General features: G+C 35.4%; 24 protein-coding genes. 12 read left to right on the top strand and 12 right to left on the bottom strand.

The features are described from left to right. Positions 1–50: 50 nt before the first annotated feature. The 8 genes from BUB95_RS09280 (at position 51) to BUB95_RS09245 (ending at position 9,895) form a co-directional block, all read left to right on the top strand. The gene (locus BUB95_RS09280; RefSeq protein WP_073085789.1) at positions 51–1,913 is read left to right on the top strand and encodes an ABC-F family ATP-binding cassette domain-containing protein; all 1,863 of its coding nucleotides are present in this window, start codon (positions 51–53) and stop codon (positions 1,911–1,913) included. A gap of 240 nt (positions 1,914–2,153) precedes the next feature. Next, entirely contained in the window at positions 2,154–2,924 is a 771-nt protein-coding gene (locus BUB95_RS09275; RefSeq protein WP_073085787.1) for an O-methyltransferase, read from the top strand. A gap of 87 nt (positions 2,925–3,011) precedes the next feature. Continuing rightward, the gene (locus BUB95_RS09270) at positions 3,012–3,698 is read left to right on the top strand and encodes an ABC transporter ATP-binding protein (RefSeq protein WP_073085786.1); all 687 of its coding nucleotides are present in this window, start codon (positions 3,012–3,014) and stop codon (positions 3,696–3,698) included. Positions 3,699–3,764: 66 nt separating this feature from the next. After that, positions 3,765–4,340: a cob(I)yrinic acid a,c-diamide adenosyltransferase gene (locus tag BUB95_RS09265; protein WP_073085785.1), complete on the top strand. Its 576-nt coding sequence runs from the start codon at positions 3,765–3,767 to the stop codon at positions 4,338–4,340. A 170-nt stretch (positions 4,341–4,510) separates the two neighbouring features. Continuing rightward, complete coding sequence (locus BUB95_RS09260) at positions 4,511–4,732, top strand: DUF2795 domain-containing protein (RefSeq protein WP_008272287.1); 222 nt, start codon at positions 4,511–4,513, stop codon at positions 4,730–4,732. Between the two features lie 177 nt (positions 4,733–4,909). After that, positions 4,910–8,266 carry a preprotein translocase subunit SecA gene (gene secA, locus BUB95_RS09255; RefSeq protein WP_073085783.1) on the top strand — a complete coding sequence of 1,119 codons (3,357 nt, stop codon included), beginning with the start codon at positions 4,910–4,912 and terminating at the stop codon, positions 8,264–8,266. A gap of 148 nt (positions 8,267–8,414) precedes the next feature. Further along, entirely contained in the window at positions 8,415–9,296 is an 882-nt protein-coding gene (locus tag BUB95_RS09250; protein WP_073085781.1) for a T9SS type A sorting domain-containing protein, read from the top strand. Positions 9,297–9,514: 218 nt separating this feature from the next. Beyond that, positions 9,515–9,895 carry a hypothetical protein gene (locus tag BUB95_RS09245; RefSeq protein ID WP_073085779.1) on the top strand — a complete coding sequence of 127 codons (381 nt, stop codon included), beginning with the start codon at positions 9,515–9,517 and terminating at the stop codon, positions 9,893–9,895. On the opposite strand, the gene BUB95_RS09240 is transcribed toward BUB95_RS09245, so the two are convergent. The 4 genes from BUB95_RS09240 to BUB95_RS09225 form a co-directional block, all read right to left on the bottom strand. Next, a complete protein-coding gene (locus BUB95_RS09240) occupies positions 9,887–10,573 on the bottom strand; it encodes a peptidoglycan DD-metalloendopeptidase family protein (RefSeq protein ID WP_073085777.1) in 687 nt (228 codons plus the stop codon). The two genes, BUB95_RS09245 and BUB95_RS09240, sit on opposite strands and share 9 nt — an antisense overlap. 117 nt (positions 10,574–10,690) lie before the next feature. Continuing rightward, positions 10,691–12,280, bottom strand: coding sequence for a YggN family protein (locus BUB95_RS09235; protein ID WP_073085775.1), 1,590 nt, complete (start codon positions 12,278–12,280; stop codon positions 10,691–10,693). A gap of 68 nt (positions 12,281–12,348) precedes the next feature. Next, on the bottom strand, positions 12,349–12,918 hold the full coding sequence (locus BUB95_RS09230; protein ID WP_073085773.1) for a hypothetical protein: 570 nt from the start codon (positions 12,916–12,918) through the stop codon (positions 12,349–12,351). After that, positions 12,902–13,453, bottom strand: coding sequence for an RNA polymerase sigma factor (locus BUB95_RS09225; protein ID WP_073085771.1), 552 nt, complete (start codon positions 13,451–13,453; stop codon positions 12,902–12,904). The genes BUB95_RS09230 and BUB95_RS09225 overlap by 17 nt, the downstream gene beginning before the upstream one ends. Positions 13,454–13,677: 224 nt before the next feature. Between BUB95_RS09225 and BUB95_RS09220 the strand changes: the two genes are divergently transcribed. Both BUB95_RS09220 and meaB read left to right on the top strand, forming a co-directional pair. Continuing rightward, entirely contained in the window at positions 13,678–14,265 is a 588-nt protein-coding gene (locus BUB95_RS09220) for a DUF2911 domain-containing protein (protein WP_073085769.1), read from the top strand. Positions 14,266–14,275: 10 nt separating this feature from the next. Then, the gene (gene meaB, locus BUB95_RS09215; RefSeq protein WP_073085767.1) at positions 14,276–15,352 is read left to right on the top strand and encodes a methylmalonyl Co-A mutase-associated GTPase MeaB; all 1,077 of its coding nucleotides are present in this window, start codon (positions 14,276–14,278) and stop codon (positions 15,350–15,352) included. Positions 15,353–15,354: 2 nt separating this feature from the next. On the opposite strand, the gene BUB95_RS09210 is transcribed toward meaB, so the two are convergent. Beyond that, positions 15,355–16,296, bottom strand: coding sequence for an NAD-dependent epimerase/dehydratase family protein (locus BUB95_RS09210; protein WP_073085765.1), 942 nt, complete (start codon positions 16,294–16,296; stop codon positions 15,355–15,357). Positions 16,297–16,405: 109 nt separating this feature from the next. Here BUB95_RS09210 and BUB95_RS09205 point away from each other — a divergent pair, with 109 nt between their 5' ends. Beyond that, positions 16,406–17,119, top strand: a complete 714-nt coding sequence (locus tag BUB95_RS09205; protein WP_073085763.1) for a glycosyltransferase family 2 protein — start codon at positions 16,406–16,408, stop codon at positions 17,117–17,119. On the opposite strand, the gene BUB95_RS09200 is transcribed toward BUB95_RS09205, so the two are convergent. From BUB95_RS09200 to BUB95_RS09170, 7 genes are all read right to left on the bottom strand, one after another. Continuing rightward, entirely contained in the window at positions 17,116–17,688 is a 573-nt protein-coding gene (locus tag BUB95_RS09200; protein ID WP_073085761.1) for a phosphatase PAP2 family protein, read from the bottom strand. The genes BUB95_RS09205 and BUB95_RS09200 overlap by 4 nt on opposite strands. Further along, entirely contained in the window at positions 17,688–17,915 is a 228-nt protein-coding gene (locus BUB95_RS09195) for a hypothetical protein (RefSeq protein ID WP_073085759.1), read from the bottom strand. Before BUB95_RS09195 ends, BUB95_RS09200 begins: the two co-directional genes overlap by 1 nt. A gap of 5 nt (positions 17,916–17,920) precedes the next feature. Continuing rightward, complete coding sequence (locus tag BUB95_RS09190) at positions 17,921–19,300, bottom strand: MATE family efflux transporter (RefSeq protein ID WP_073085757.1); 1,380 nt, start codon at positions 19,298–19,300, stop codon at positions 17,921–17,923. 67 nt (positions 19,301–19,367) lie between these two features. Further along, positions 19,368–20,675 (bottom strand): MFS transporter, encoded by a 1,308-nt coding sequence (locus BUB95_RS09185; RefSeq protein WP_073085755.1) that lies wholly within the window; start codon positions 20,673–20,675, stop codon positions 19,368–19,370. 96 nt (positions 20,676–20,771) lie between these two features. Continuing rightward, entirely contained in the window at positions 20,772–21,713 is a 942-nt protein-coding gene (locus tag BUB95_RS09180) for an NAD(P)H-dependent flavin oxidoreductase (protein ID WP_073085753.1), read from the bottom strand. A 71-nt stretch (positions 21,714–21,784) separates the two neighbouring features. Then, positions 21,785–22,978: a tRNA 2-thiouridine(34) synthase MnmA gene (mnmA, locus tag BUB95_RS09175; protein WP_073085752.1), complete on the bottom strand. Its 1,194-nt coding sequence runs from the start codon at positions 22,976–22,978 to the stop codon at positions 21,785–21,787. A gap of 110 nt (positions 22,979–23,088) precedes the next feature. Then, on the bottom strand, positions 23,089–23,799 hold the full coding sequence (locus BUB95_RS09170; protein ID WP_073085750.1) for a toxin-antitoxin system YwqK family antitoxin: 711 nt from the start codon (positions 23,797–23,799) through the stop codon (positions 23,089–23,091). 56 nt (positions 23,800–23,855) lie between these two features. On the opposite strand from BUB95_RS09170, the gene BUB95_RS09165 reads away from it, so the two are divergent. Further along, complete coding sequence (locus BUB95_RS09165) at positions 23,856–24,899, top strand: fasciclin domain-containing protein (protein WP_073085748.1); 1,044 nt, start codon at positions 23,856–23,858, stop codon at positions 24,897–24,899. Positions 24,900–24,905: the final 6 nt, after the last annotated feature.

Below are 24,905 nucleotides of genomic sequence, written 5' to 3'. Positions count from 1 at the left end.
TTGGGTTTGTTTTTGGTTTATTTACCATCTTTGCATAAAATTACTTAAGATTGAATTACCTCAACGTTGAAAATATATCTAAGTCCTACGGAGAACTCCAATTGTTTAGCGACATCTCTTTTAGCATTCATAAGGACCAAAAAATTGCATTTGTAGCTAAAAACGGAAGTGGAAAAACGTCTATTTTAAACATCCTATCAGGAAAAGATTCTCCAGATTCAGGTCAAGTTGTTGTTCGTAAAGGTTTAAGGTTAGCTTTTCTAGACCAAGAACCAAACTTAGACCCAAAGCTCTCTATTGAAGAAACCATTTTCGCAAGTGATTTACCAATTCTAAAAGTTATAGAAACCTACGAAAAAGCATTACAAAACCCAGAGGATACTGAAGCTTACCAACTTGCTTTTGAAGCTATGGATAGACATAACGCATGGGAATTTGAAACGCAGTTTCAACAAATATTGTCTCAGCTTAAACTCAATGATTTAAAAGCTAAAATCGCTTCACTTTCTGGAGGACAAAAAAAACGTTTAGCCTTAGCACAAGCGCTCATAATTAAACCAGATATCCTAATTCTTGATGAGCCTACGAACCATCTTGATTTAGAAATGATTGAGTGGCTCGAAGATTACTTTGCCAAAACACAACAAACCCTGTTTATGGTAACGCACGACCGCTATTTTTTGGAGCGCGTTTGCAATGAAATTATTGAGCTTGACCATGGTAAAATGTACACATATAAGGGTAACTATTCTTACTACTTAGAAAAAAAGGAAGAACGTATAGCTAACGAACAAACCGAGGTTGGTAAAGCCAAGCAACTCTTTAAAAAAGAGCTCGACTGGATGCGTCGTCAACCTAAAGCACGTACCACAAAATCTAAAAGCAGAATCGATGATTTCTTTGAGATTAAAAAGAAAGCACACCAACGTCGTAAAGACCATGTCGTTCAGTTAGAAATAAGCATGGAACGCCTGGGCAGTAAGATTGTGGAATTTCACAATGTGTCTAAGGCTTTTAAAGACAAGGTAATTCTTAATGGATTTGATTATACCTTTAAAAAAGGTGAACGCATTGGTATTATAGGAAAGAATGGCACCGGTAAATCTACATTTCTAAACATGCTTACAGGCGCTATTGTTCCTGATGGTGGAAAAATAGTTGTTGGAGAAACAGTTAAATTCGGGTATTACACACAAGGAGGCATTAAGGCCAAACCTAACCAAAAAGTCATTGATGTTGTTAGGGATTATGGCGATTATATTCCGCTTGCAAAAGGCAGACAGATTAGCGCACAGCAATTACTCGAACGTTTTTTATTTGACCGCAAAAAACAATATGACTTTGTCGAAAAATTAAGTGGTGGTGAGCAAAAACGATTGTATTTGTGCACGGTTTTAATTCAGAATCCTAATGTTTTAATTCTAGATGAGCCTACAAACGATTTGGATATTGTAACACTCAATGTTTTAGAGAGCTTTTTGTTAGATTTCCCTGGATGTCTGCTAGTCGTTTCTCATGATAGGTATTTTATGGATAAAATTGTGGACCATCTATTCGTTTTTCAAGGCGAAGGTGTTGTTGATGATTTCCCAGGAAATTACACAGATTATCGTGCCTATGAAAGTAGTCAACCTAAGCAAGAAGCAAAAGTTGAAAAAATTGAAAATACCGAAACCGTAAAAAAGAACCAAGCGAATAAGCTATCTTACAACGAACAGAAAGAATATAAAAACTTGGAGTCTAAAATCCGTTCATTAGAATTAGATAAAAAGGAATTTGAAAAGAAATTTTTGAATCCAAATTTATCTCAAGATGAAATCACTAAACTCTCCGAAGAGCTACAAATTATTATTGATACGATTGAAGAAAAAGAAATACGTTGGTTTGAATTGGCAGAGAAGTTTGAAGGTTAGTAAGCAATAAGCAAAATTGAAAACAATTCGAGGCAAACAACAAATAATTAAAAATTAATAGACAAATCAATTGCAAAATTGAGAATTGAAATGCAGAAATAATGAACGAAGGAATGGAGATGCAAAGCGAAGCTTTAGGCACGTAATTCCGATAGTGAATGTTCCAAAGGAATTTCCTCATTTCAATTTAAATTTTTGGTTCGATTTGCATCAAGGCAAAATGAATATATTTAAAATAGAATGCATCAGTTTTTATCATATGTAAAATTCCTAATCAACTCCACCAACCAACACGGTGTGCACTCGCCATTTATTTACGATTTTGTTATCAAATGCTTATATGACAAAACAAATTACGAAGCTTACTCCCATTTAAAAACCTATAGAAATCAACTTCTACAATCTAAACAAACACTTAATATTACAGATTTTGGCGCAGGTTCAAAAGTGATGAACTCAAAAAAACGTTCTGTTTCTAAAATGGCTAAAAATTCGAGTAGCTCGTTAAAAGATTCGAAGTTGCTTTACAGAATAGCGAATTATTTCAAATTCAAAAACACATTAGAGTTAGGCACATCATTAGGTGTCGGAACACAAGCTTTAGCTTTAGGTCATTCAAACAATAAAATTACAACCATTGAAGGCTGTCCAGAAACCTTCAAGTTTACAAAACAACAATTTGAGGCCTTAAACCTTTCAAACATTAGAACTATCAATTCAGACTTTAAAACAGCTATCTCTCAACTAAAAGAAGACACTTTTGATTGTATCTTTTTTGATGGTCATCATAACAAAGCGGCTACCTTAGAGTACTTCAATCTATTAATTTCAAAAGCACATAATGATTCCCTTTTTATTTTTGACGATATCTACTGGTCAAAAGACATGACAGAAGCTTGGAAAGATATAGTTAATGACAATCGTGTTACAGCGAGTATAGATACATTCAATTTGGGCTTCGCTTTTTTTAGAAAAGAGCAACCGAAACAACATTTTAGAATAAGACTGTAACAACTTATTAATTTTAACGTCATATTCAGATAATAGCTTTTATAAACTTTTATCTTGCAAGAGATTTAGCTAAAGAACCAACAACATATGAGTGACAACGTCATTGAAATCCGTAACATCATAAGAGATTTTAAACTCGGTCAAGAAACCGTTCACGTATTAAAAGGTATTGATTTAGATATAAAGCGAGGAGAATATGTCGCCATTATGGGACCTTCTGGCTCGGGTAAATCAACACTTATGAATCTTTTAGGCTGTCTAGATACACCAACAGCAGGCTCATATTTATTAAATGGTAAAGATGTAAGCCAAATGACGGATGACGAACTTGCCGAAATCAGAAATACAGAGATTGGTTTCGTTTTTCAAACTTTCAACCTTTTACCAAGGACTACTGCTTTAGATAATGTGGCATTACCTATGATTTACGCAGGACAGTCTAAAAAAGCTCGTGAAGAGCGTGCTTCTGAAGTGTTAACTGATGTTGGTTTGGCAGACCGTATGGACCACAAACCCAATCAGCTTTCGGGCGGTCAGCGTCAACGCGTTGCGGTAGGTCGCGCACTGGTGAACAAACCTTCAATTATTCTTGCGGATGAACCTACCGGTAACCTCGACTCAAAAACAGGAACCGAAATCATGGCACTTTTTGATGAAATTCATTCTAAAGGAAACACTGTAATTATGGTTACTCACGAGGAAGATATCGCCGCACATGCCAAGCGTGTTATCCGTTTAAGAGATGGTATTATTGAAAGTGATACGATGAATTAAGTTAAAATAATAATAACTTCAGAATTCGCTAAAAATCCTTCAAGTCAAATTGCTTAAATTTGACTTATGAAAATCTACACAAAAACAGGAGATAAAGGCACTACTGCCCTTTTCGGTGGAACTCGAGTACCAAAACATCATATTCGTATTGAAAGTTACGGTACCATTGACGAGCTAAATTCACATATAGGTTTAATCAGAGACCAAGCCATAGACCCAATTCACAAATCAGTTTTGATGGAAATTCAAGACCGATTATTTACAGTCGGAGCTATTTTGGCAACTGACCCAGAAAAAGCCACGCTTAAAAACGGTAAAGACCGCCTAAATATTCCTAAAATTTCTGAAGCAGATATAAAGCTTTTAGAGGATAATATGGATAGTATGAATGCCGCTTTACCTCCAATGACGCATTTTGTATTACCTGGAGGACATCAAACGGTGTCATTCTGTCACATTGCACGTACCGTTTGCCGACGCGCAGAGCGTTTGGCAAGTCATCTCAATGATATTGAGCCATTTCAACCAGAAACGCTGATGTATATTAACAGACTATCTGACTACCTTTTTGTGTTGGCACGGAAGTTGTCTCATGAATTACAAGCCGAAGAAATTAAATGGATTCCTAAAAAAGAATCGTAATCAATTCGGTAGAAGATTGGGCAATGCAAAATACCAATCTGTAAGTTACAAGATTATACGTTCTTTTATTTATGAAGCACACATTTATAAATTAAATTCAAATAATTTAATTTTTTCTTGACTTTTTGAACTAAAAATTTATTTTTGCAAAAAATTAAACACCAAAGTAAATGTATTGGACATTAGAACTCGCATCGTATTTAAGTGATGCACCTTGGCCAGCAACTAAAGATGAGTTAATCGATTACGCGATTAGAACAGGCGCACCTTTAGAAGTTGTAGAAAATTTACAAGCTATAGAAGATGAAGGTGATTCTTACGATTCTATAGAAGAAATTTGGCCAGACTATCCAACTGACGAAGATTACCTCTGGAATGAGGACGAATATTAAAAGATAAAACAACTTAAAAAAAGTCTCTTTCGTTACTACGACAATGAGACTTTTTTTGTTTATAAACGTTTCTGTATACCTAATACAAAGTGTATATTTGAAACCCCTTCAAACCAAAATAAAAATTAACTCAAAAACCTATGTACATAGTAGGTTTTTGAAAAACATACAAACCAAATGGGATTACTAGATTCTGTACTTAAAGTTTTTGTTGGAGACAAATCCAAGCAAGACGTTAAGTCCATTATGCCAATCGTGGAAAAGATAAAAACTTTCGAAAAATCTTTGGAAGCTTTATCTCATGACGAATTAAGAGCAAAAACATCTGAATTTAAAGCTAAAATCGCTGAAGCACGCGCCCCTCTCAATGAGCGTATTGAGGCATTGAACACAAAAGCAGAAAATACTGAAGATATTGACGAGCGTGAAGATATCTATCAAGAAATTGATAGTATTAAAGATGAAATCTACACAATTTCAGAAGACGTCTTAAACGATATTCTTCCTGAAGCCTTCGCCGTAGTTAAAGAAACAGCGAAGCGTTTTGTTAACAACACACAAATTGAAGTTACTGCAAACGCCTATGATAGAGAAATATCAGGTGATAATGATTATGTAACCCTCGAAGGTGATAAAGCCTATTGGGCAAACTCATGGGATGCAGCTGGTAAAGCCATTACATGGGATATGGTACACTACGATGTACAGCTTATAGGTGGTATAGCGATGCACCAAGGTAAAATTGCAGAGATGCAAACTGGTGAAGGTAAAACCCTTGTGGCTACACTTCCAGTATATCTTAACGCCTTAGCTGGTCGTGGTGTTCACTTGGTAACGGTTAACGACTATCTAGCAAAACGTGATAGCGCATGGATGGCACCGCTATTCCAATTTCATGGATTGAGTGTTGATTGTATAGATTACCACAGACCAAATTCTGACGCACGTCGTAAAGCATACAACGCCGATATCACATACGGAACCAATAACGAGTTTGGCTTTGATTATTTGCGTGATAACATGGCGCATTCGCCAGACGATTTAGTACAACGTCCACATCACTATGCCATTGTCGATGAGGTCGATTCGGTATTAATTGATGATGCACGTACCCCATTAATAATCTCTGGACCAATCCCTAAAGGAGACGAACACGAGTTTAATGAGCTTAAACCAAAAGTTAGTAGTCTTGTAGAAACACAGCGTAAATATTTAATAGGCGTTTTAGCCGAAGCTAAAAAATTGATTGCGGATGGAGATACTAAAGAAGGTGGTTTCCAGCTTTTACGTGTTTACAGAGGTATTCCTAAAAACAAAGCATTAATAAAGTTTTTAAGTGAAGAAGGTATTAAACAGCTGCTTCAAAAAACAGAAAACTTTTACATGCAGGATAATAATAGAGAAATGCCAAAAGTAGATGCAGAACTCTATTATGTTATTGACGAAAAAAATAATCAGGTAGAATTATCTGATAAAGGTGTAGACTACCTTTCTGGTGAAGACGATCCAAATTTCTTTGTGATGCCAGAGATGGGTACAGAAATCGCAAAGATTGAAAATAAAGGGCTTACTTCAGAAGAGGAAGCCGCAGAAAAAGAAGAACTGTTTAGAGATTTTTCTGTAAAGTCAGAACGTATTCATACTCTAAATCAGCTACTAAAAGCTTACGCGCTTTTCGAGAAAGATACACAGTACGTGGTCATGGATAATAAAGTTATGATTGTCGATGAGCAAACGGGTCGTATTATGGATGGGCGTCGTTATTCTGATGGTTTACATCAAGCGATTGAGGCGAAGGAAAATGTAAAGATTGAAGACGCTACGCAAACTTTTGCAACGGTAACACTTCAAAATTACTTTAGAATGTACCGTAAACTATCTGGTATGACAGGTACTGCGGTAACGGAAGCTGGTGAGCTTTGGGAAATCTACAAATTAGATGTTGTAGAGATTCCAACAAACAGACCAATAGCTCGTGATGACCGTGAGGATCTAGTTTACAAAACTAAGCGTGAAAAATACAATGCCGTTGTTGACGAAGTAACCAAACTATCGAAAGAAGGAAGACCAGTACTAATTGGAACAACCTCTGTAGATATTTCAGAATTATTAGGAAAAATTTTAGCACAGCGAAAAATTCCTCATAATATCCTTAACGCTAAGCAGCACAAACGTGAGGCAGATATTGTTGCTGAAGCGGGTAATGCTGGTCAGGTCACTATTGCCACAAACATGGCTGGACGTGGTACCGATATTAAATTATCTGATGAAGTAAAAGCAGCTGGTGGTTTAGCTATTGTAGGTACAGAGCGTCATGATTCTCGTCGTGTAGATAGACAGCTACGTGGTCGTGCGGGTCGTCAAGGAGACCCAGGAAGTTCACAATTCTATGTGTCTTTAGAAGACAATTTAATGCGTCTTTTTGGTAGTGAACGCATTGCCAAAATGATGGATAAAATGGGCTTGAAGGAAGGCGAAGTTATTCAGCATAGTATGATTTCTAAATCTATAGAACGTGCGCAGAAAAAAGTAGAAGAAAACCAATTTGGTGTTCGTAAGCGTTTATTAGAATATGATGATGTGATGAATGCACAGCGTGAGGTGGTTTACAAACGACGTCGTCATGCCTTACATGGAGAGCGCCTGCGTGTGGATTTAGCAAATATGATTTTTGATACGTCCGAAATTATTGCTGAAACCAATAAAGAAGCTAACGATTACAAAAACTTTGAGTTTGAGCTGATTCGTTATTTCTCGATGCCATCTCCGATTTCTGAAGACGAATTTGCAAAAATGGACACTCAAACTATTGCAGGTACCGTTTACAAAGCCGCGTTTAAGCATTACAGAGAAAAAATGCAGCGTGCAGCGGATTTGGCTTATCCTGTAATCGAAAATGTATACAATACACAGCGTGATAAATTTAAGCGTATCGTTGTACCGTTTACAGATGGCACAAAAACGCTTCAAGTGGTTACAGATTTAGAGAAAGCCTACGAAACAAAAGGTACACAGCTGATTAATGATTTTGAAAAGAACATCACGCTTGCCATTGTTGATGATGCTTGGAAAACCCATTTACGAAAAATGGATGAGTTAAAGCAATCTGTACAATTAGCAGTACATGAGCAGAAAGACCCACTTTTAATTTACAAGTTTGAAGCTTTTGAATTATTCAAGGTGATGATTGACCAAGTGAATAAAGATGTGATTTCATTCTTATTTAAAGGCGAAATTCCTCAAGAAACGGCTAGTACCATTCAAGAAGCAAAAGCTAGACGACAAGAGAAAACTCAAGAACAAAAAGAGGAAATCCAAAATTTAGACGAGCGCGCGGCACAAAGTAGAGCTGCTGGTGCTGGAGCATCAAGACAACAGCAAGTGGTAGAAACTATTGTACGTGAGCAACCAAAAATTGGCCGTAACGATCGTGTAACGATAAAACATGTGATGAGTGGCGAAGCCAAAGAAGTGAAGTACAAACAAGCTATCCCTTTAATACAAAAAGGTGAATGGGTTTTGGTTGGAGACTAGTCACTTACCGATTATTTGATAAAACCTCATATATAAAAATCCTGATGTATCTATGCATCAGGATTTTTTTTGCAAATAAGCAGTTATAACATACTAATAATTAATTTATTAGTAACTTAGCATATCAGCTAAATCAAAACTCAACTTTATGAAAAAAGATTACTTTTTTACAATTATTACATCATTATTTCTTATTTGTAATGTAAGTGCGCAAGGTACTGAAGACTTTGAATCACCTCTTTCACCTGGAGCAACTTCATTCACAAATAATGGTCAAATTTTCAATATTTTAAGTACTGCACCCGAAAGATTTGATGTTTTCTCTCAAGGCTATAATCAAAATCCTACTGGTAATAGCGACAGCTGTGTTGGATGCGGTTGGAACGGAACTGCTGCTGATGACCAATTTATTGACTCTTCAAGGAACTCTAATGGAGATAATAATGGAAGTACCTTTTCAATGACTACGGGATTAGGAAATAACATTACAATTAAATCCTTATATATGTACTGTGCAACTAGTGGGTTTGTTAAGCCTGTTACTGGAACTTTAACTATTACTGGATTAGTAGACGGTAACACTACACCTGTATTTACTTTTACTTTATTACCCGCTGATTTAAATGACCCTAATAATTTTGCTCTAAATAATGGTTTTACAGAGATTAATTTTTCGAATATTAATGGTACAGATTATTCAGAATTAAATGTAGATGAAATAACATTTGTGGCATCAAATGATATGGACTATATAGCTCTAGACGCCTTCACTTGGGGTGCAGAAGTACTTTCTACTAATGATTTTCAATTAGAAACCAAACCAAAATTATTTCCAAACCCATCTTCAGATTCAATATCAGTTTCTAATCTTAAAACAGCTCAAGACTATAATATTATAGATATATTAGGCAAGACAATTGATAATGGTATCATCGCTGTAAACGAGTCTATAGATATCTCAAAACTAAAAACAGGCACATATTTCTTGAAATTAAATTCTCCTGAAGTCATTCGGTTTATTAAAAAATAAAAAGCCACATCATATAGTTAGAATCCTAATGCATGGCATTGGGATTTTTTTTATCTTGAAATCATTCAAACTTCTATTCATGAAAAGTTTAATAAGTCTATTTGTAATAGTATTAGCTACATATTCGGTGAGCGGACAATCTAAAGAGAACCTTCAAGGCATTAATAAAACATGGGGCAAAGTTCTATAAAGCTTTTGAAACCCTTGATTATACTCTGATGGCTGAAATCCATTCAAAAGATTTAGTCCGTGTTTCTGGCGGTAGAAATATTTCAGATTACTATAGCTACATTAACAACTACAAAAGGCAGTTTGCTTCTATGAAGCAATCTAATCAAAGTAATAGCATAGCACTCAGGTTTTTTGAACGGGTAACTAACGACTCTGTCTCTAGTGAGCGTGGTGTGTATAAACTTACTCGTAATCCTAATACTGCTAAAGCGCAAAGTTATTACGGTCAGTTTCATGTTATCATGAAAAAAATAGGTGACCAATGGATCATAACCATGGACTATGATTCTTCAGAATCTAATACTATAGATGAAGTAGATTTCAACAAAGCTCACGCTATTGATGATTTAGATAAATTCTTAAACTAAGTTCAAGAACAAATTTGGGTCTGGACAGTTGGATTTATAAAACTCTAAATCTTGTTGATTAGAAACACCTGGATAATCTCCATAGAAATCTTGTATATCTTTTATCAGCTGAAAGTGTAAATGCGGGGCATAATCGCCATTAACTTCAGCGGTGCCTAAAGTTGCAATTTCTTCTCCTTTTAAAATTTGATCTCCAACGTTTTTATTCTCTAGAGATTCTATACTTAAATGACCATAAAGCGTATAAAATCTGTAATTTTCTATTTGGTGCTTTAGAATTAGGGTTGGACCATAATCACCATAATTGGTATTATTTTTAAAACTATGAATTTCGCCATCAAGAGGCGCATAAATTGGAGCATTCGCTTCTATCCATAAATCTAGTCCTAGATGGATATTTCTTTCCAAGTCAGGATTTTGTTGATTAAAATGGGAACTGCGATTATAAATACCTCGTTTTTCAATATATCCACCAAAGGCTACTTTAGCGTTGTTATGCTTCATATGGTTCCAAATAAAAGCTTCTAAGTTGTCGGCACTAGAAACGTTAACACACTCTAAATCTTTGTTATTAACCGACAAATCTAAAGGGGTATAATCTTCTAAACTATATGATTTTCCTAATACGGGAAATGGATCTAAAGATTGTAAAGTAGATTGAAAATCTGAAACTATCATAAACTAAAAATTTCCATAAAAATAAGAATCTATTTCATGGAAAACTGCGAAAGAAAATATAGAATATGATGAGGAAGTTTTAGACCAAATCTATATTTGAAAAGAAATGGTCTAAAACTAATTTACAGTAACATTACTGTACTTGGCATTGACAACAATAGTTTTACTACTTGGTTTGCCATCGTAGCGTTTTAATGTTTTCTGTTTGGTAGGCTGATTGTTGTACTTAGAACGATTACCATTAAAGAAAAGATTGTAATTTACATTTTCAGGTATCTCCACATGTGCATCACTATTCTCTAAAACAAGATTTAAATTTTTGAACGTCTCTGCTAAGTTAGAAATGGTTAAATCGCCAAAACTACCATCTATAATTCCTGTTTCTGTAAGATTATCTATAATAATATTTGATGATTTAGAGGTTAACATTAAATTATTGGCGTTCTTAATTTGGGCGTTTTCAACAAAATTAAGATTAAGTGAGCCTACATTCCAGTTGTTAATGACCACAGGAGAATAAGAAATATTGATGGAAGTGTTACTTCCATCAATGTTTTCTGCTAATAAAAAGGTATGTGACACATCGCCTCTTGCATCATGCACAGCAGAGGCAATTTTAAGCTCACCGTGTCTTACGTTAAGTTTTAGTTTTGCTTTTTTAGGCATTTTTATTTTTATAACACGTTTCACCCTGCTATCTCTAGCAGACTCATAACGCTTTACAAAAATAGACTCTCTACGGTCTTGCATTTCTTCTCTTCGGTTTGCAAGTTCTTCGGCTCTTTCTTCTCGCTCTTTTGCACGTTGCTCTAGACGTTCACTCATCTTTTCGGCACGTTCTTCCATAAGTTCAGCTCTTTTCTCATAAGCTTTAGCTTTCTTTTCCATTTGTTTTTCTAGACGTTCGCCCCACTTTTCCATGTCTTTTCCAAATTTTTCGCCAAATTCTTCGCCCCACTTTTCCATGTCTTTTCCAAACTTTTCGCCAAATTCCTCACCCCATTTCTCCATGTCTTTTGCCCATTGTCCTTCAAAACGTTTTCCGTACTCTTCGCCCCATTTGGCCATCTTCTCTTGGTAACCAGACTCAGCAAATTTCTTTGCCCACTCTTCCATACGTTTTTGAAGCTCTTTACCACCTTCTTTCTCATACTTTTTACTCCATTCTGCTAAATACTTTTCGCCATCTTTCTGATATTTATCATAATCAAATTGAATTGTATTTACACCTTCTGGCAATTCAGGTAATTCAGGAAATTCTGGCATCTTAGGCATTTCTGGTAAGTTTGGAAAATCTGCCATTTTTGGCATGTTTGGTAGTGCCCTCATCTCAGGAATATCTGGTAAATCTGCTAAGCTAAACTCCAAATCCTTTAAAATATCGTCATAAGACCCACTAGGAAATAAACTTCTGCTACCACCCATAGATGAAATTTTTACCTCATCAGATGTTGCGTCTATGTTTAATCTCCAACTATCGAGCGCTTTCTTTAATTCCTCCTGCGATAATTTACTGCTTTCAAGATAGGCTTCAACTTCAACTACATTTTTGTTCCATGTTTCGATTTCTATCTCAACATAATTGGTATTTAAGTCTACAACAACGTCCTTATTAACATTGATTGATTGAGATGTTTTAGTTTCCTTTTTCTGTGCAAATCCAATTGTGGTGATTAGACACAACATTAAAATTTTGATTGTCTTCATTTTGTTTTGATTTTAGATACCCAATTAAGTTGAGTATAAACTGTTCGTTTTTTGATTTATAATTGTGATTAGATGCTTACTTCTTCAAATTTATCTGCATTGAATTCTTGTAATTTTTCTTTTAATCGCATAACTAAATTCAATCTGAATTTTAGATTATCTATCAACGCGTCAAGCGTATCTTCATTAGGTCCGTTTTCGTTAAGCTCAATGGTAAGGTTATCGTATTCGGTGTTCAATTCTTTTAACCTAGCGATATAACCATCGACTAAGTCTTTATTTTGTGGCGTCAATTTTACTTTTGATAGCTCCAAATTAATACTTGCCAAATAGTAATCTTCAACCTTTTTTAAGTCTGGAGAAATATCTCCCATTGTTTTAATATCCTTAGTTGCCATTTCCTCTTTTGGCTCATCTGGATTATCTGTATTATTACTATACTTAAACGCCCCATAACTTAATCCAAGTAAAACAATAACACTCGCGGCAATATTTAAAAACCCAAAGCGACTCGACTTCTTCTTTTCTGGTAAGGCTTTGTCTAACTTTTGTAAAAAACGAGCCTCGTGGCCTTCAGACATCTTTACACTCTCGTCTTTAGGTTGGTTTTTGAATAAATCTTTAAGATTCTGTCCCATTTTTCCTTTTATTTAGTAATTCTTTTAATTTTCCTTTTCCTCTCGATAGCTGTGTTCTAGATGCTATTTCGGAGATATTTAATATTTCTGATATCTCTTGGTGGTCGTACCCTTCTACCAAATACAACATCACCACATACTTATACTTTTCAGGCAATTGCTGTATCGCAATTTTAACATCATCTACAGTTACGCTGCTATTAACCGACCAATCTTCATCATAATTAGCATCAACAACTTTTAACTGTACCTCTTCTAAATCTACTAAACGTTGTTTTTTAGATTTTAATAGGTCTATACTTTTGTTAATTACAATACGTTTTAGCCATGCTCCAAAAGTCACTTCAGCTTTGTATTGCTCTAATTTTTCAAAAGCCTTTATAAATGATTCTTGCACGACATCTTCTGCTTCCATTGTATTTTTCACAAAACGCTGAGCCACTACTAGCATACCGTTACAATACTGATTGTAAAGCTTTAGCTGTGCTTTTCTATCGTTTTGTCTACACTTTTCAATGATGTCTACTTGAAACATTCTTGGTTAGCTTTTGGTTGTTTTTTCATTCGCCGAAGCTAAAAAGCATAGGAGAATTGATTGGTTTGTCTTAAAGACGACGTAAAAAAAGGAGTGTTGCAAAAAATGAAAAAAATCTTCGGAAAAATTTAATTAAGTTAAAAATACGCTGTCTCAAGTCTTAAATTTAGGGATTTCATTTATCTTTAGTTTTTAATTTTAAAATTACTATTCCACAAAAGTTTATGTTGAAACGTATTCTAATTATTCTATTCATAGCCGCTCTTGGCTTATTACTTTATTCTGTTTTTGTCGAAAATATTTTTTCTCCTCGTTTAAGTCCCAAAGATTCTGCCGCTATAGAACTTAATGATTTAAAATTGAAGGTGGAGTATAATAGACCTTCTAAGCGTGAACGTGAAATTTTTGGCGCACTAGTTCCTTTTAACAAAGTATGGCGAACAGGAGCTAATGAAGCCACAACATTTAAAACAAACAAGAATCTTATAATACAAGGTATGCTTTTGCCTAAAGGTAATTATACACTTTGGACGGTGCCTATGGAAAATTCTTGGAAAGTAATGTTCAACTCCGGGCAATATCAATGGGGTGTTGATGAAAAAATGGAACCCATGTGGGACCCTAACTATGACGTTATAGAAATTGAAGTCCCGACAGAAAAGTTAAATACAACAGTAGAGAGATTTACAATTGCTTTTGATAATACAACAGGTAACCTCAAACTCACTCTAGCTTGGGATAACACAAAAATTGAAGTCCCTATCAGGGAAGCAGACTCCAAAACAAATCAGAATTTGAATCAAAGAAACTAATACAATTGCAGTGGCTAAATCCGATAAAAAAAAATCAGCCTTAAGTGAGAACGAAGGCATAAAAGAGCCAAAAGCGCTCAGTTCGGTTTCTGCAAAAGCCATAAAATCTAGACGCCAAAAACAACCATCAGTTAACGATTTAGTAAACGGTATTACCAGTAGTAATATTACGTCTTTAAGTCGTGCTATAACATTAATAGAGAGCACCAACTCAGCACATACTAAAAAGGCAAATGCTATAATTACGGCTTGCTTGCCTTATGCAAATAATTCAGTAAGAATAGGTATTACAGGCGTTCCTGGTGTTGGCAAAAGTACATTTATTGAAGCTTTAGGGAAGCATTTAACCTCACAAAATAAAAAAGTAGCCGTATTGGCTGTTGACCCTAGCAGCTCTTTAAGCAGAGGTAGTATTTTAGGAGATAAAACTCGTATGGAGGATTTAGTGAAAAATCCGCATGCCTTTATAAGACCATCACCTTCTGGAGATTCCCTTGGTGGTGTAGCTCGAAAAACCAGAGAAACTATTATCCTATGTGAAGCTGCTGGTTTTGACACCATATTAATAGAAACCGTTGGTGTTGGACAAAGTGAAACCGCTGTTCATAGCATGGTAGATTTCTTCTTATTATTGAAATTAGCTGGTGCTGGTGATGAACTTCAAGGCATAAAGCGCGGCATCATTGAGATGGCTGATGCCATAGTCATTAATAAAGCAGATGGTGAAAATATTAAAGCTGCAAAATCTGCTAAACTCGAATTTAATCGTGCCCTACACTTATATCCAGAAAAAGAATCGGGTTGGACACCAAAGACAACACTTTGTAGTGCCTTAAAAAATGAAGGTATCTCTGAGGTTTGGAAGATGATTTCAGACTATATTTCCAAAGCTAAGTCTACTAATTATTTTGAAAACCACCGTATGGAACAAAACAAGTTTTGGCTATTACAAACTATAGAAGAACGGTTAAAATCTAACTTTTATAACCGTAAAGACATTAAAACTGAGCTTCAAAAACAAATTGCTTTAATCGAAGAAGGAAAAACAACGCCTTTTAATGCAGCGGAATATTTATTAGGAATTTAAGTTTACAGACAATTCTCCTTAAACCACTTCACCTGCGCTTCAACACTTTCTAAAAGTGTAGTTTGTGGATTATAATTAAGCAGTTTTCGCGCTTTATCAATATTGGCCTTAGTACGTAATTGGTCACCAGCACGTTTTGGCTTTACTTCAATTTTAATTGATGTGCCAATCACTTTTTCTACAGCTTCAATACCTTCTTGAGTTGTATGTTCTGCCTCAGTACCTAGATTAATAACCTCACCATCAACTTTTTCTTCTCTCCCGATAACACTTACAATACCGTCAATAATGTCTCCTACATAAGTAAAACTTCTAAGGTGTTGGTGACTGCCCTCAAACAATGGAAAAGCTTCGCCTTTTAATCCTAAATCAATAAGCTTAGTGTACATTTTCTCAGGGCGCTCTCTTGGACCAATAACAGAATAGAGTCTTAAGCTACACGCTTTCATTTGCTTCTCTCTACTCTTTTGTAACACTAATTGTTCTGCTGTCAACTTTGTAACACCATAATGAGATGCTGGCTTTGGCGCAATACTCTCAGGAAAAGTGGCTTCTAGTCCATAGATAGAAGACGTCCCAATATTTACAAAAAGCTTCAACGATTTACATTTAAGTGCAAAATCAATAAGATTCTTAGTTCCTAAGACATTATTCGAAAAATAATCTTCAAACGTAGACGTTAAAGAAATTCCAGGTTGCGCCGCAAAATGAAAAATATAATCGAAATCCGTATTTAAGTTCTCATCAAAATTTTCCTCACGAAGGTCTACTTTAAGAACAGTAGCACCTTTAGCTTCAACAGCTTTTGCATTTTTAGTCTTCAAATCTAGACTGTAGTAATCCGAAAAATTATCGATACCAACAACCGAGTGTCCTAAATCTAAAAGGCGTTCGGCACAATGCGAACCAATAAAGCCAGCTACTCCCGTGATTAAAATTTTCATACACTTATTATAATGAAGATACAAAATAACAGCTTTTTGAACTTTAAACAAGACTTGATGCCACGGAATACAAAAAAAGAATAATTTTGATGCTACAACTCAACATTAGATGGCTTATAGATTAACCATATTAGTTCCTGCTTATAATGAGTACGACAACCTAAATCGTTTGGAAAAAGAGCTCTCCAACTATCTAGCCATCGCTTCTGTTTCTACTTGTGTTACCATTATAAATGACGGTTCTACAGATAATAGCCAAGTACGAATCGAAGAAATCTGTATGCGAAATAAAGATTTCAGCTTTATTCAATTAAAACAAAACTATGGTTTAAGTACAGCTTTAAAAGTGGGTTTTGACCATACCGAAACTGAACTCGTTGGCTACATTGATGCCGATCTACAAACGGCTCCTAAAGATTTTAATCTTCTACTTGAACATATAGACCATTACCAATTAGTTACTGGCGTTAGAACTAATAGGAAAGATAATTTTTTGAAAAAGATAATTTCAAAAATTGCAAATTCTACACGACGTGTTTTTACCAAAGATGGTATGGATGATACAGGTTGTCCGTTAAAAATATTCCAAACAAAATATGCAAAATGTATCCCTTTGTTTAGAGGTTTGCATCGATTTTTGCCAGCAATGATACTTTTGCAAAATGGTAAAATAAAGCAAATACCTGTGAATCATTTCCCAAGAACTGCAGGTAAAACAAAATTTAATCTTGGAAACCGGTTTATTGGCCCAATAATAGATTGCTTTGCTTATTTATGGATAAAACGAAAGTATATTAATTACGAAATAGAAAAGAAAAATTAAGCCTTGAAATAACGATTTTCTAGAGCTCCGTATAGCTTAAAAAACCCAAATCCAGAAAGCGCTCCAAATGCCATTCCACATATAATATCTACAGGAAAATGCACCCCTACATAGATTCTACTGTAGGCCACAATAGCACTCCAAAGCAGTAAAAAGAAGATTAAATTTTTAAAATACGGACGAAGCATTAACCCACCAAAAACAGCTGCAGCCATTGAGTTAGAGGCATGCCCTGAGAAAAAACTCCTATTAGTACTACAATAGTCTGCCACAAATCTGATAGTGTCTTTTATTTCGTCACATGCGCAAGGTCTAAATCGTAATACAGTACGCTTAACCACATTTGTTAACTGGTCAGTAAATGTTATCATTGCAGCTATAACAACGACAATAACCAACATTTTTTGCCACCCATATTTTCTGTAAATAAGAAAGAGTAGGATAGCATAAAACGGAATAAATGTGAGCTTATTTGTGATTAAAAGCCATAGCCAATCCCAATTTTCACTTCCTAAACTATTAAGGAATACAAAGAGCTCTGTATCGTATTCGAGGAGTTGTTCTAGCATTAGTCTTCGTATCTGGCTACTTCCCTATCGTAGAATTCTGTAGCTAAGCGAATATAGTTTTCGGTTTCTGTTGCCAATTCTTTTTCATCATGTTGATCAAACTCTTCAAACCATTCTACTTCATCATTTTCAAGATTAATGATAAATCTTGGAAACTCGGTATGAATAATAAATATCGCATCTGGATAATCTGTATTGTCTCCTAAAATGAATTTTGGCAATTCCATATAACTTAGTTTTCGTTTTGCAAAATTAAACGCTTCGTCAAATATACAAACCTTATGTATAATAAGATTGCCGCAGAAGTTAATCCTGCAAGTAAACCAATCCAGATACCAAGACTACCATAGGCATCTGGCATTCCTAGGTAATAACTTATAGGAAAGCCAATAAGCCAATAGGCTATAAACGTGATTATAGTTGGGATATATACATCTTGTAACCCTCGTAATGCGCCCAAAACAATAACCTGTAAGCTGTCTGTAATCTGAAATACAGCAGCAGCCAATAATAATGTTGCAGCAATCTTAACAACTTCTGCTATATCTAATGCATTAGCAGGGTCATCTAAATCGACATATAAATTTGGTAATGCTTTATGGAAAACAACAAAAATTAAAGCAAATACAACAGCAAACAAGAAGCCTAAAAAGAAAATAGATTCTGCTATCCGTTTAAGTGCTTTAAAATCTTTTAACCCTTTTTGGTTACCCACACGTATCATGGCCGCAACACTTAATCCCATCGCTACCATAAAGGTCATTGAGGATAGATTTAATGCTATTTGATTTGCTGCTTGAGCGTTGGCACCTAACGTTCCACTTAACCAAATAGCTGCTGTGAAAATCCCAACTTCAAAAAACATTTGCATAGCGCTTGGTAGTCCAAGATTGACAATCTTTTTTAAGGCTTGTTTGGTTAATTGAAAGAATTTTATTCCTGTGACGTAGGCTCTTGATTTTTCTTTTTTGGACAGTAAAAACCAGAGGTAAAACAACATCACAAATCGAGAAACTAAAGTTCCTACTGCAGCTCCAACAATACCCATTTCTGGAAACCCAAACTTTCCGAAAATTAATACATAATTTATGGCTACGTTGAGAACATTTGCTAAAATAGTAGCAAACATCGGATATTTGGTGAGTGACATACCATCACTAAACTGCTTAAATGCTTGAAAAACGATTAAAGGCACCAACGAGAAAGCTACTAAATCTAGATATGGAATGGCTAAAACAACAACCTCTTCTGGTTGCTCCATAATATACATCATGGGCTTGGCCAATAACAATATAGCAAACAACAGCAACGCTAAAACTGTGCATAAAAATAAGCCGTGCTTAAAAGCCGATTTTCCTTTTGCAAAATTATCTTCCGCATCAGCTTCTGCAACCAAAGGTGTAATGGCTGTAGAAAAACCAATACCCAATGACATAGCAATGAATATAAAGCTATTACCCAAAGATACCGCAGCTAACTCTGCGGCTCCCAATTGTCCTACCATGACGTTATCTACAAAACTAACAAAGGTATGTCCTAGCATACCCAGTATTACTGGTGTAGCTAATTTTAAGTTATAAGAAAACTCTTTGGTGTAGTTGGTCAAAACCATGGCGCAAAAGTAGCGGTTTTGATTTTAGTTTTTAAGCTAGTTTGACTGATTTATTTTCGAAATTCCTTTACTCAACATTGGGCAATTTGTAACTTCGAAAAGCACCATAAAATCCAAATAATGAAAGTGCGAGAATAACGCCTTCGATAGAGATTAGTGATACCAATGCACTTAAACCTCCTGTTAATAATAGAATAAGACCAATAACCGTATTACTAACCGATACATAGTCTGTACGTTGATTTCCCTTGGCCATGTCTACTACATATGTTTTTCTGCCTAATCTAACACCTCCATGAGCAATACCCAAAACAAAAAATGCAATTGGATATAACCATAACTGAGAACGTAATGTTTCAGAAAATGTTACTAAAACAACCATAAAAACACTAAGGACTGACGCAATAACAACTGCAATTGACATTGTATTCTTACTAGAATTATCTGCCATCTTACCCCAAAAAGGCGAGCTAACAACAGAGGCAATACCATTTGCCAAAATAAGCAATCCTAATAAGTAACTTTCCTTACCTACATATTCTTGTGCTAGTAAAACATAAAACGGAGCGGATAAAGCAGAACACAATAACAGAGATCTTGCAATAACAAAATTGCGAAACTGAGTATCTGTTTTGAGAAGCGAAAATTTGGAGAATGCGGTTTGTTTATCTTCAGTATTAGATGATACCTCTCCAGGAAACTCTTTTATTGTACTATAAATAAGAGCTGCAAAAATCCACATAAAAGATGCAAAGAACATTAAATTGGTATAGAAGTTAACTCCTGCATTTGTGTTAGACTTGTAAATAATATATAAACCAGCTAATAGAACCAAAACACCAGAAAGTAAAACTGTGTAACCACTTAAGCGCCCTCGTCTAGTTTTTGGAATAGTTTTCCCAATAACGTCTTTGGATGTTACTGAACAAAGACTTCTAGCTAAGCTAAAGAAAATGAGACATGCTACAATCAGCCAGCCGGCTGTGGCATTTTTAAAAAATAATGCTACAACCCCAATTAAACCGATAGATACAAATTGTAATACTGAACCAATAACCCAAATCCATTTTCTTATTTTTTTCTTGTTAATGTAATTAGAGATGGCAATTTGAGGAATCATTGCCCCCGATTCTCTAATTGGTACGATAAGACTGATTAGATATACAGGAGCGTTAACGTAACTCATCAACCAAGTTAAAACTGTTTTAGGGTTGCTTAATGTATCTCCTAACTTGGTAAATGTATGTGTAAGTAATACTCTAAAAAAATTAGGAACAGTGTACTCGCATGCATCATCGGTAAGACCTTTACATACACGCTGTTCAGACTCATTATTAAGATAATCGTAAAGTTTCTCTAGGTTGGTCTTAGACATTTAACAAAGATACAATATGAAAACTACCAAAACTAAACTTAAAATAATGCTTGCTCGAGGCACTAATATTTTACGTTTTATGAATTATAGGATTGGTTATAATAATGCTACATTCTGCTTAGCAGTTTCAAACTCAGCAACGATTTCTTTTACTATCTCTGCTACTGGTTTTATATCATGAATTAATCCTGAGATTTGTCCGATTTCGAGTTCGCCGTCTTCCAAGTCGCCTTCAAACATTCCGCGTTTGGCACGTGCACGTCCTAAAAGTTCTTTTAGCTGCTCGACTGTTGGTCCTGTTTTGTAGAGCTCATGAACCTCATTGTAAAACTTGTTCTTTATCAAACGTACAGGTGCTAATTCTTTTAAGGTTAACTGCGTGTCGCCTTCTTTGGCATCTACCACCACTTGCTTAAAGGCTTGATGTGCAGAAGATTCTTCGCTAGCTACAAAACGGCTACCTACTTGCACGCCATCTGCACCTAAGACCATTGTTGCTAACATGGCTTTACCTGTGGCAATACCACCAGCAGCTATCAATGGAATACTCAACTGTTCTTTCACCATTGGTATTAATGTTAAAGTCGTTGTTTCGTCACGACCATTGTGTCCTCCGGCTTCAAAACCTTCAGCAACAACAGCATCAACACCTGCAGCTTCTGCTTTTAATGCAAATTTTACACTACTCACCACATGCACTACGGTAATTCCTCGTTCCTGTAACCAATTGGTCCAAGTCTTTGGATTTCCTGCGGACGTAAAGACAATCTTAACTCCTTCTTCAACAATGATATCCATAATCTCTTCGATGTTTGGATAAAGCATCGGGACATTAACACCAAATGGCTTGTCTGTCGCGGCTTTACATTTTTGGATATGCTCGCGCAACACATTAGGATACATTGATCCCGCACCAATTAATCCTAAAATGCCTGAATTACTGGCTGCAGAAGCTAATCGCCAGCCACTATTCCAAATCATTCCGGCTTGGATAATGGGATACTTTATATCGAAGAGTGATGTGATTTTATTTGCCATTTAATCTTTTATTTAATGGCTTAAAGTTAGATAAAAGATGCAGAACCAAGTTTAGCATGACAGAGAAATTATTAAGAAATAACGCCAGAACCAATAAGCTCATCGTCCAAATACCAAGCAACAAATTGTCCCTCAGTGATTGCGGATTGTTTATTCTGAAACTCTACATACAAACCAGAATCAACTTTATAAAGTGTCGCGTTTTCTAAAGGCTGACGGTAACGAATACGCGCCTTTACTTGCATAGTTTCGTCATCTTTTAACGCTAAATCTTCACGCACCCAATGCAATTCTTCATTTTTTACAAATAATACAGAACGTAATAATCCTGGATGATTTTTACCTTGACCTGTATAAATGACATTTTCGTTAACATCAGTTTCAATGACAAACAAAGGTTCTTTTGTGCCACCAACTGCCAAGCCTTTACGTTGGCCTTTGGTGAAATAATGAGCGCCTTGATGCTTTCCTACGATTTTACCATCTGAGATACTATATTCAGTTTTATCTGCATGAAATGCCAATTCACTAGTTTTAGAATCAAACCTTGGAATAGATTTGTGATAGGTATTTAATGTTTCAGGAATTTCAACAATAACGCCTTCTTTTGGCTTCAATTGCTGCTGTAAAAACTCTGGTAGGCGCACTTTGCCTATAAAACAAAGTCCCTGAGAATCTTTCTTTTCGGCAGTTATTAAATCTTGAGCTTTGGCTATTTCGCGGACTTCAGGTTTTGTTAATTCTCCAATAGGAAACAAAGCTTGTGCCAGTTGTGCTTGCGATAATTGACACAAAAAATAAGATTGGTCTTTGTTAATATCTACACCTGCTAGTAATTGATAGATTTGTTTTCCTTCTTTTTCGAAAGTAGCTTTACGACAATAATGACCCGTAGCTACATAGTCCGCACCAAGTTCTAAAGCAATATCCATAAAAACATCGAACTTTATTTCTCTATTACAAAGAACATCTGGATTTGGTGTACGTCCATTTTCGTATTCCTTAAACATGTAATCTACAATACGCTCTTTGTATTGTACGCTTAAATCTACAGTTTGAAATGGAATCCCCAACTTATCTGCTACCAACATAGCATCATTACTGTCTTCCAACCAAGGACATTCATCTGAAATAGTTACAGAGTCATCGTGCCAATTTTTCATAAATAGACCAATAACCTCATAACCTTGCTCTTTTAGCAAGTATGCAGCTACACTGGAATCTACTCCTCCAGACAGGCCAACTATGACACGTTTATTATTCATATTCTAAAAATTCCTGATTACATTGGAAAACTGCGGCAAATTTACAAAATAAGAATGGCAATCTTTTAAGGATTACCATTCTTATAACTTATGACATTAATAGCTTCAGGCTATTGTTTTCTTAGCAAAACTTTATTGTTGGTATGGTCTGCTTTTCGCGTGAGTTTACCATTCTTGTAGTACTCCCAAATACCCGTTTTAAGATTGGCTTTAAAAAGGCCTTTAGCTTGTATATTTCCATCGGCATCGTAATATGTCGTTTGTCCCTCTAACTTATCCATTTTGTATAAAGACTCTTGAAGCAATTTACCAGATTCTGAATAGATTTTAGAAATGCCATTGAGTAGACCATCTTTGTATTCAGCTTCTTCAGCTAAAGCCCCATTAATAAAAAATACTGTACGTATTCCATCAAGCTTACCCTCTGGATTGTAATGCTCTTCAATCATGATTTGCTGTGAATTTTTATGAAAGTATAGCCATTTACCAACAAAGTTTTTACCATCCATCTCTCCTTTACTGACTACTTTTCCATTAGAAGCCATAAAAGTGACTTGTGCTCTATTGTTTTCTATATTGAAAACCTTAATCGCACTCAAAACACTCTTTTTTCTTTTGAGTTTGTAATACTTAAATGTGTCTACTTCCTTTCCATGGACAAATTGTCCCTCATAACGAAGCTGGTTGGTTTTTGGGTAGTTTTTCTGCCAAACACCGTGTCTTTTGCCACTTTTATCGAAGTTATTAACTTCATTTTGAGCCGCTAGCGATGTTAAAGTTATTGTAAAAATAAACCCAAATATTAATTTATGTTTAATCATTTTATAGATTTGTTAAACAATATGAACAAAATTTATTAACTTTTAAACTCAAAAAAATGAAAATTATTTCAAAGTATTTAAAGTTACTCCCAGTTTTTTTATTGGTTTTAGTATTGACTGGATGTAGCGATGATGATGACAATAATACACCTACAACTGTGACAGTTGTAGATGTTGCTGTTGCCAACGGTTTTACATCTTTAGCTGCAGCGTTGCAAGCTACAGATTTAGTAACGACATTACAAGGTCCTGGGCCATTTACAGTATTTGCACCAACAAATGAAGCTTTTGACGATTTACTAACGGCTACTGGTTTAGATTTAGCAAACTTATCTACTTCAGAGGAAGAATTAGTTAGACAAATTTTATTAAACCATGTTATTGTAGGAACTGAAGTACCATCTTCTGCAATTACTACTACAGGTATATATGCTAACACTGGTGCTGACGCTCCAGGAAACAACAATTTAAGTATTTATGCGAGAGTAAATGCAGACAACAACAATACCGTTGAGATTAATGGTGGAGACGGTACAACGTCTGCTCCAAGAAATGGAGCTGATGTTACTACACCTGACGTCCCAGCAGATAATGGCGTAATTCACGTTATAAATAAGGTATTGGGATTACCAACAGTAGTGGATATGGCTTTAGCCAACCCAGAATTTGGAAGTTTAGTAGCTTCTTTAACCACAGCAGGTCAACCTGATTTTGTTTCAATTTTGTCTACAGCAAACGGAACTTCTCCAGCTCCTTTTACTGTATTTGCTCCAACCAATGCAGCATTTCAAACATTATTAGACTCAAACATGATGTGGAATTCTCCTGCAGATATAGATTCTGCATTGCTTACTGCTGTTTTACAACATCATGTATTAGCTGGACAAAATGTTCAATCTGGTGATTTAAATCAAAGCGGAACTACAAGTCCAGAAACTTTACAAGGACAAACCATAGATATTACTTTACCAGGAACAAACGGAAACATCGCAGATGTTGTTGATGGAGCTGGTAACGAAGCGGGTATTAGAGCTGTAGATGTACAAACATCAAATGGTGTAATACATGTGGTAAATGCAGTGTTATTGCCTGCAAGTTAAAAGAAT

It is taken from the genome of Winogradskyella jejuensis, assembly GCF_900129745.1.
Taxonomy (GTDB): Bacteria; Bacteroidota; Bacteroidia; order Flavobacteriales; family Flavobacteriaceae; genus Winogradskyella; species Winogradskyella jejuensis.
This window is presented reverse-complemented; position numbering and strand designations above follow the sequence as displayed.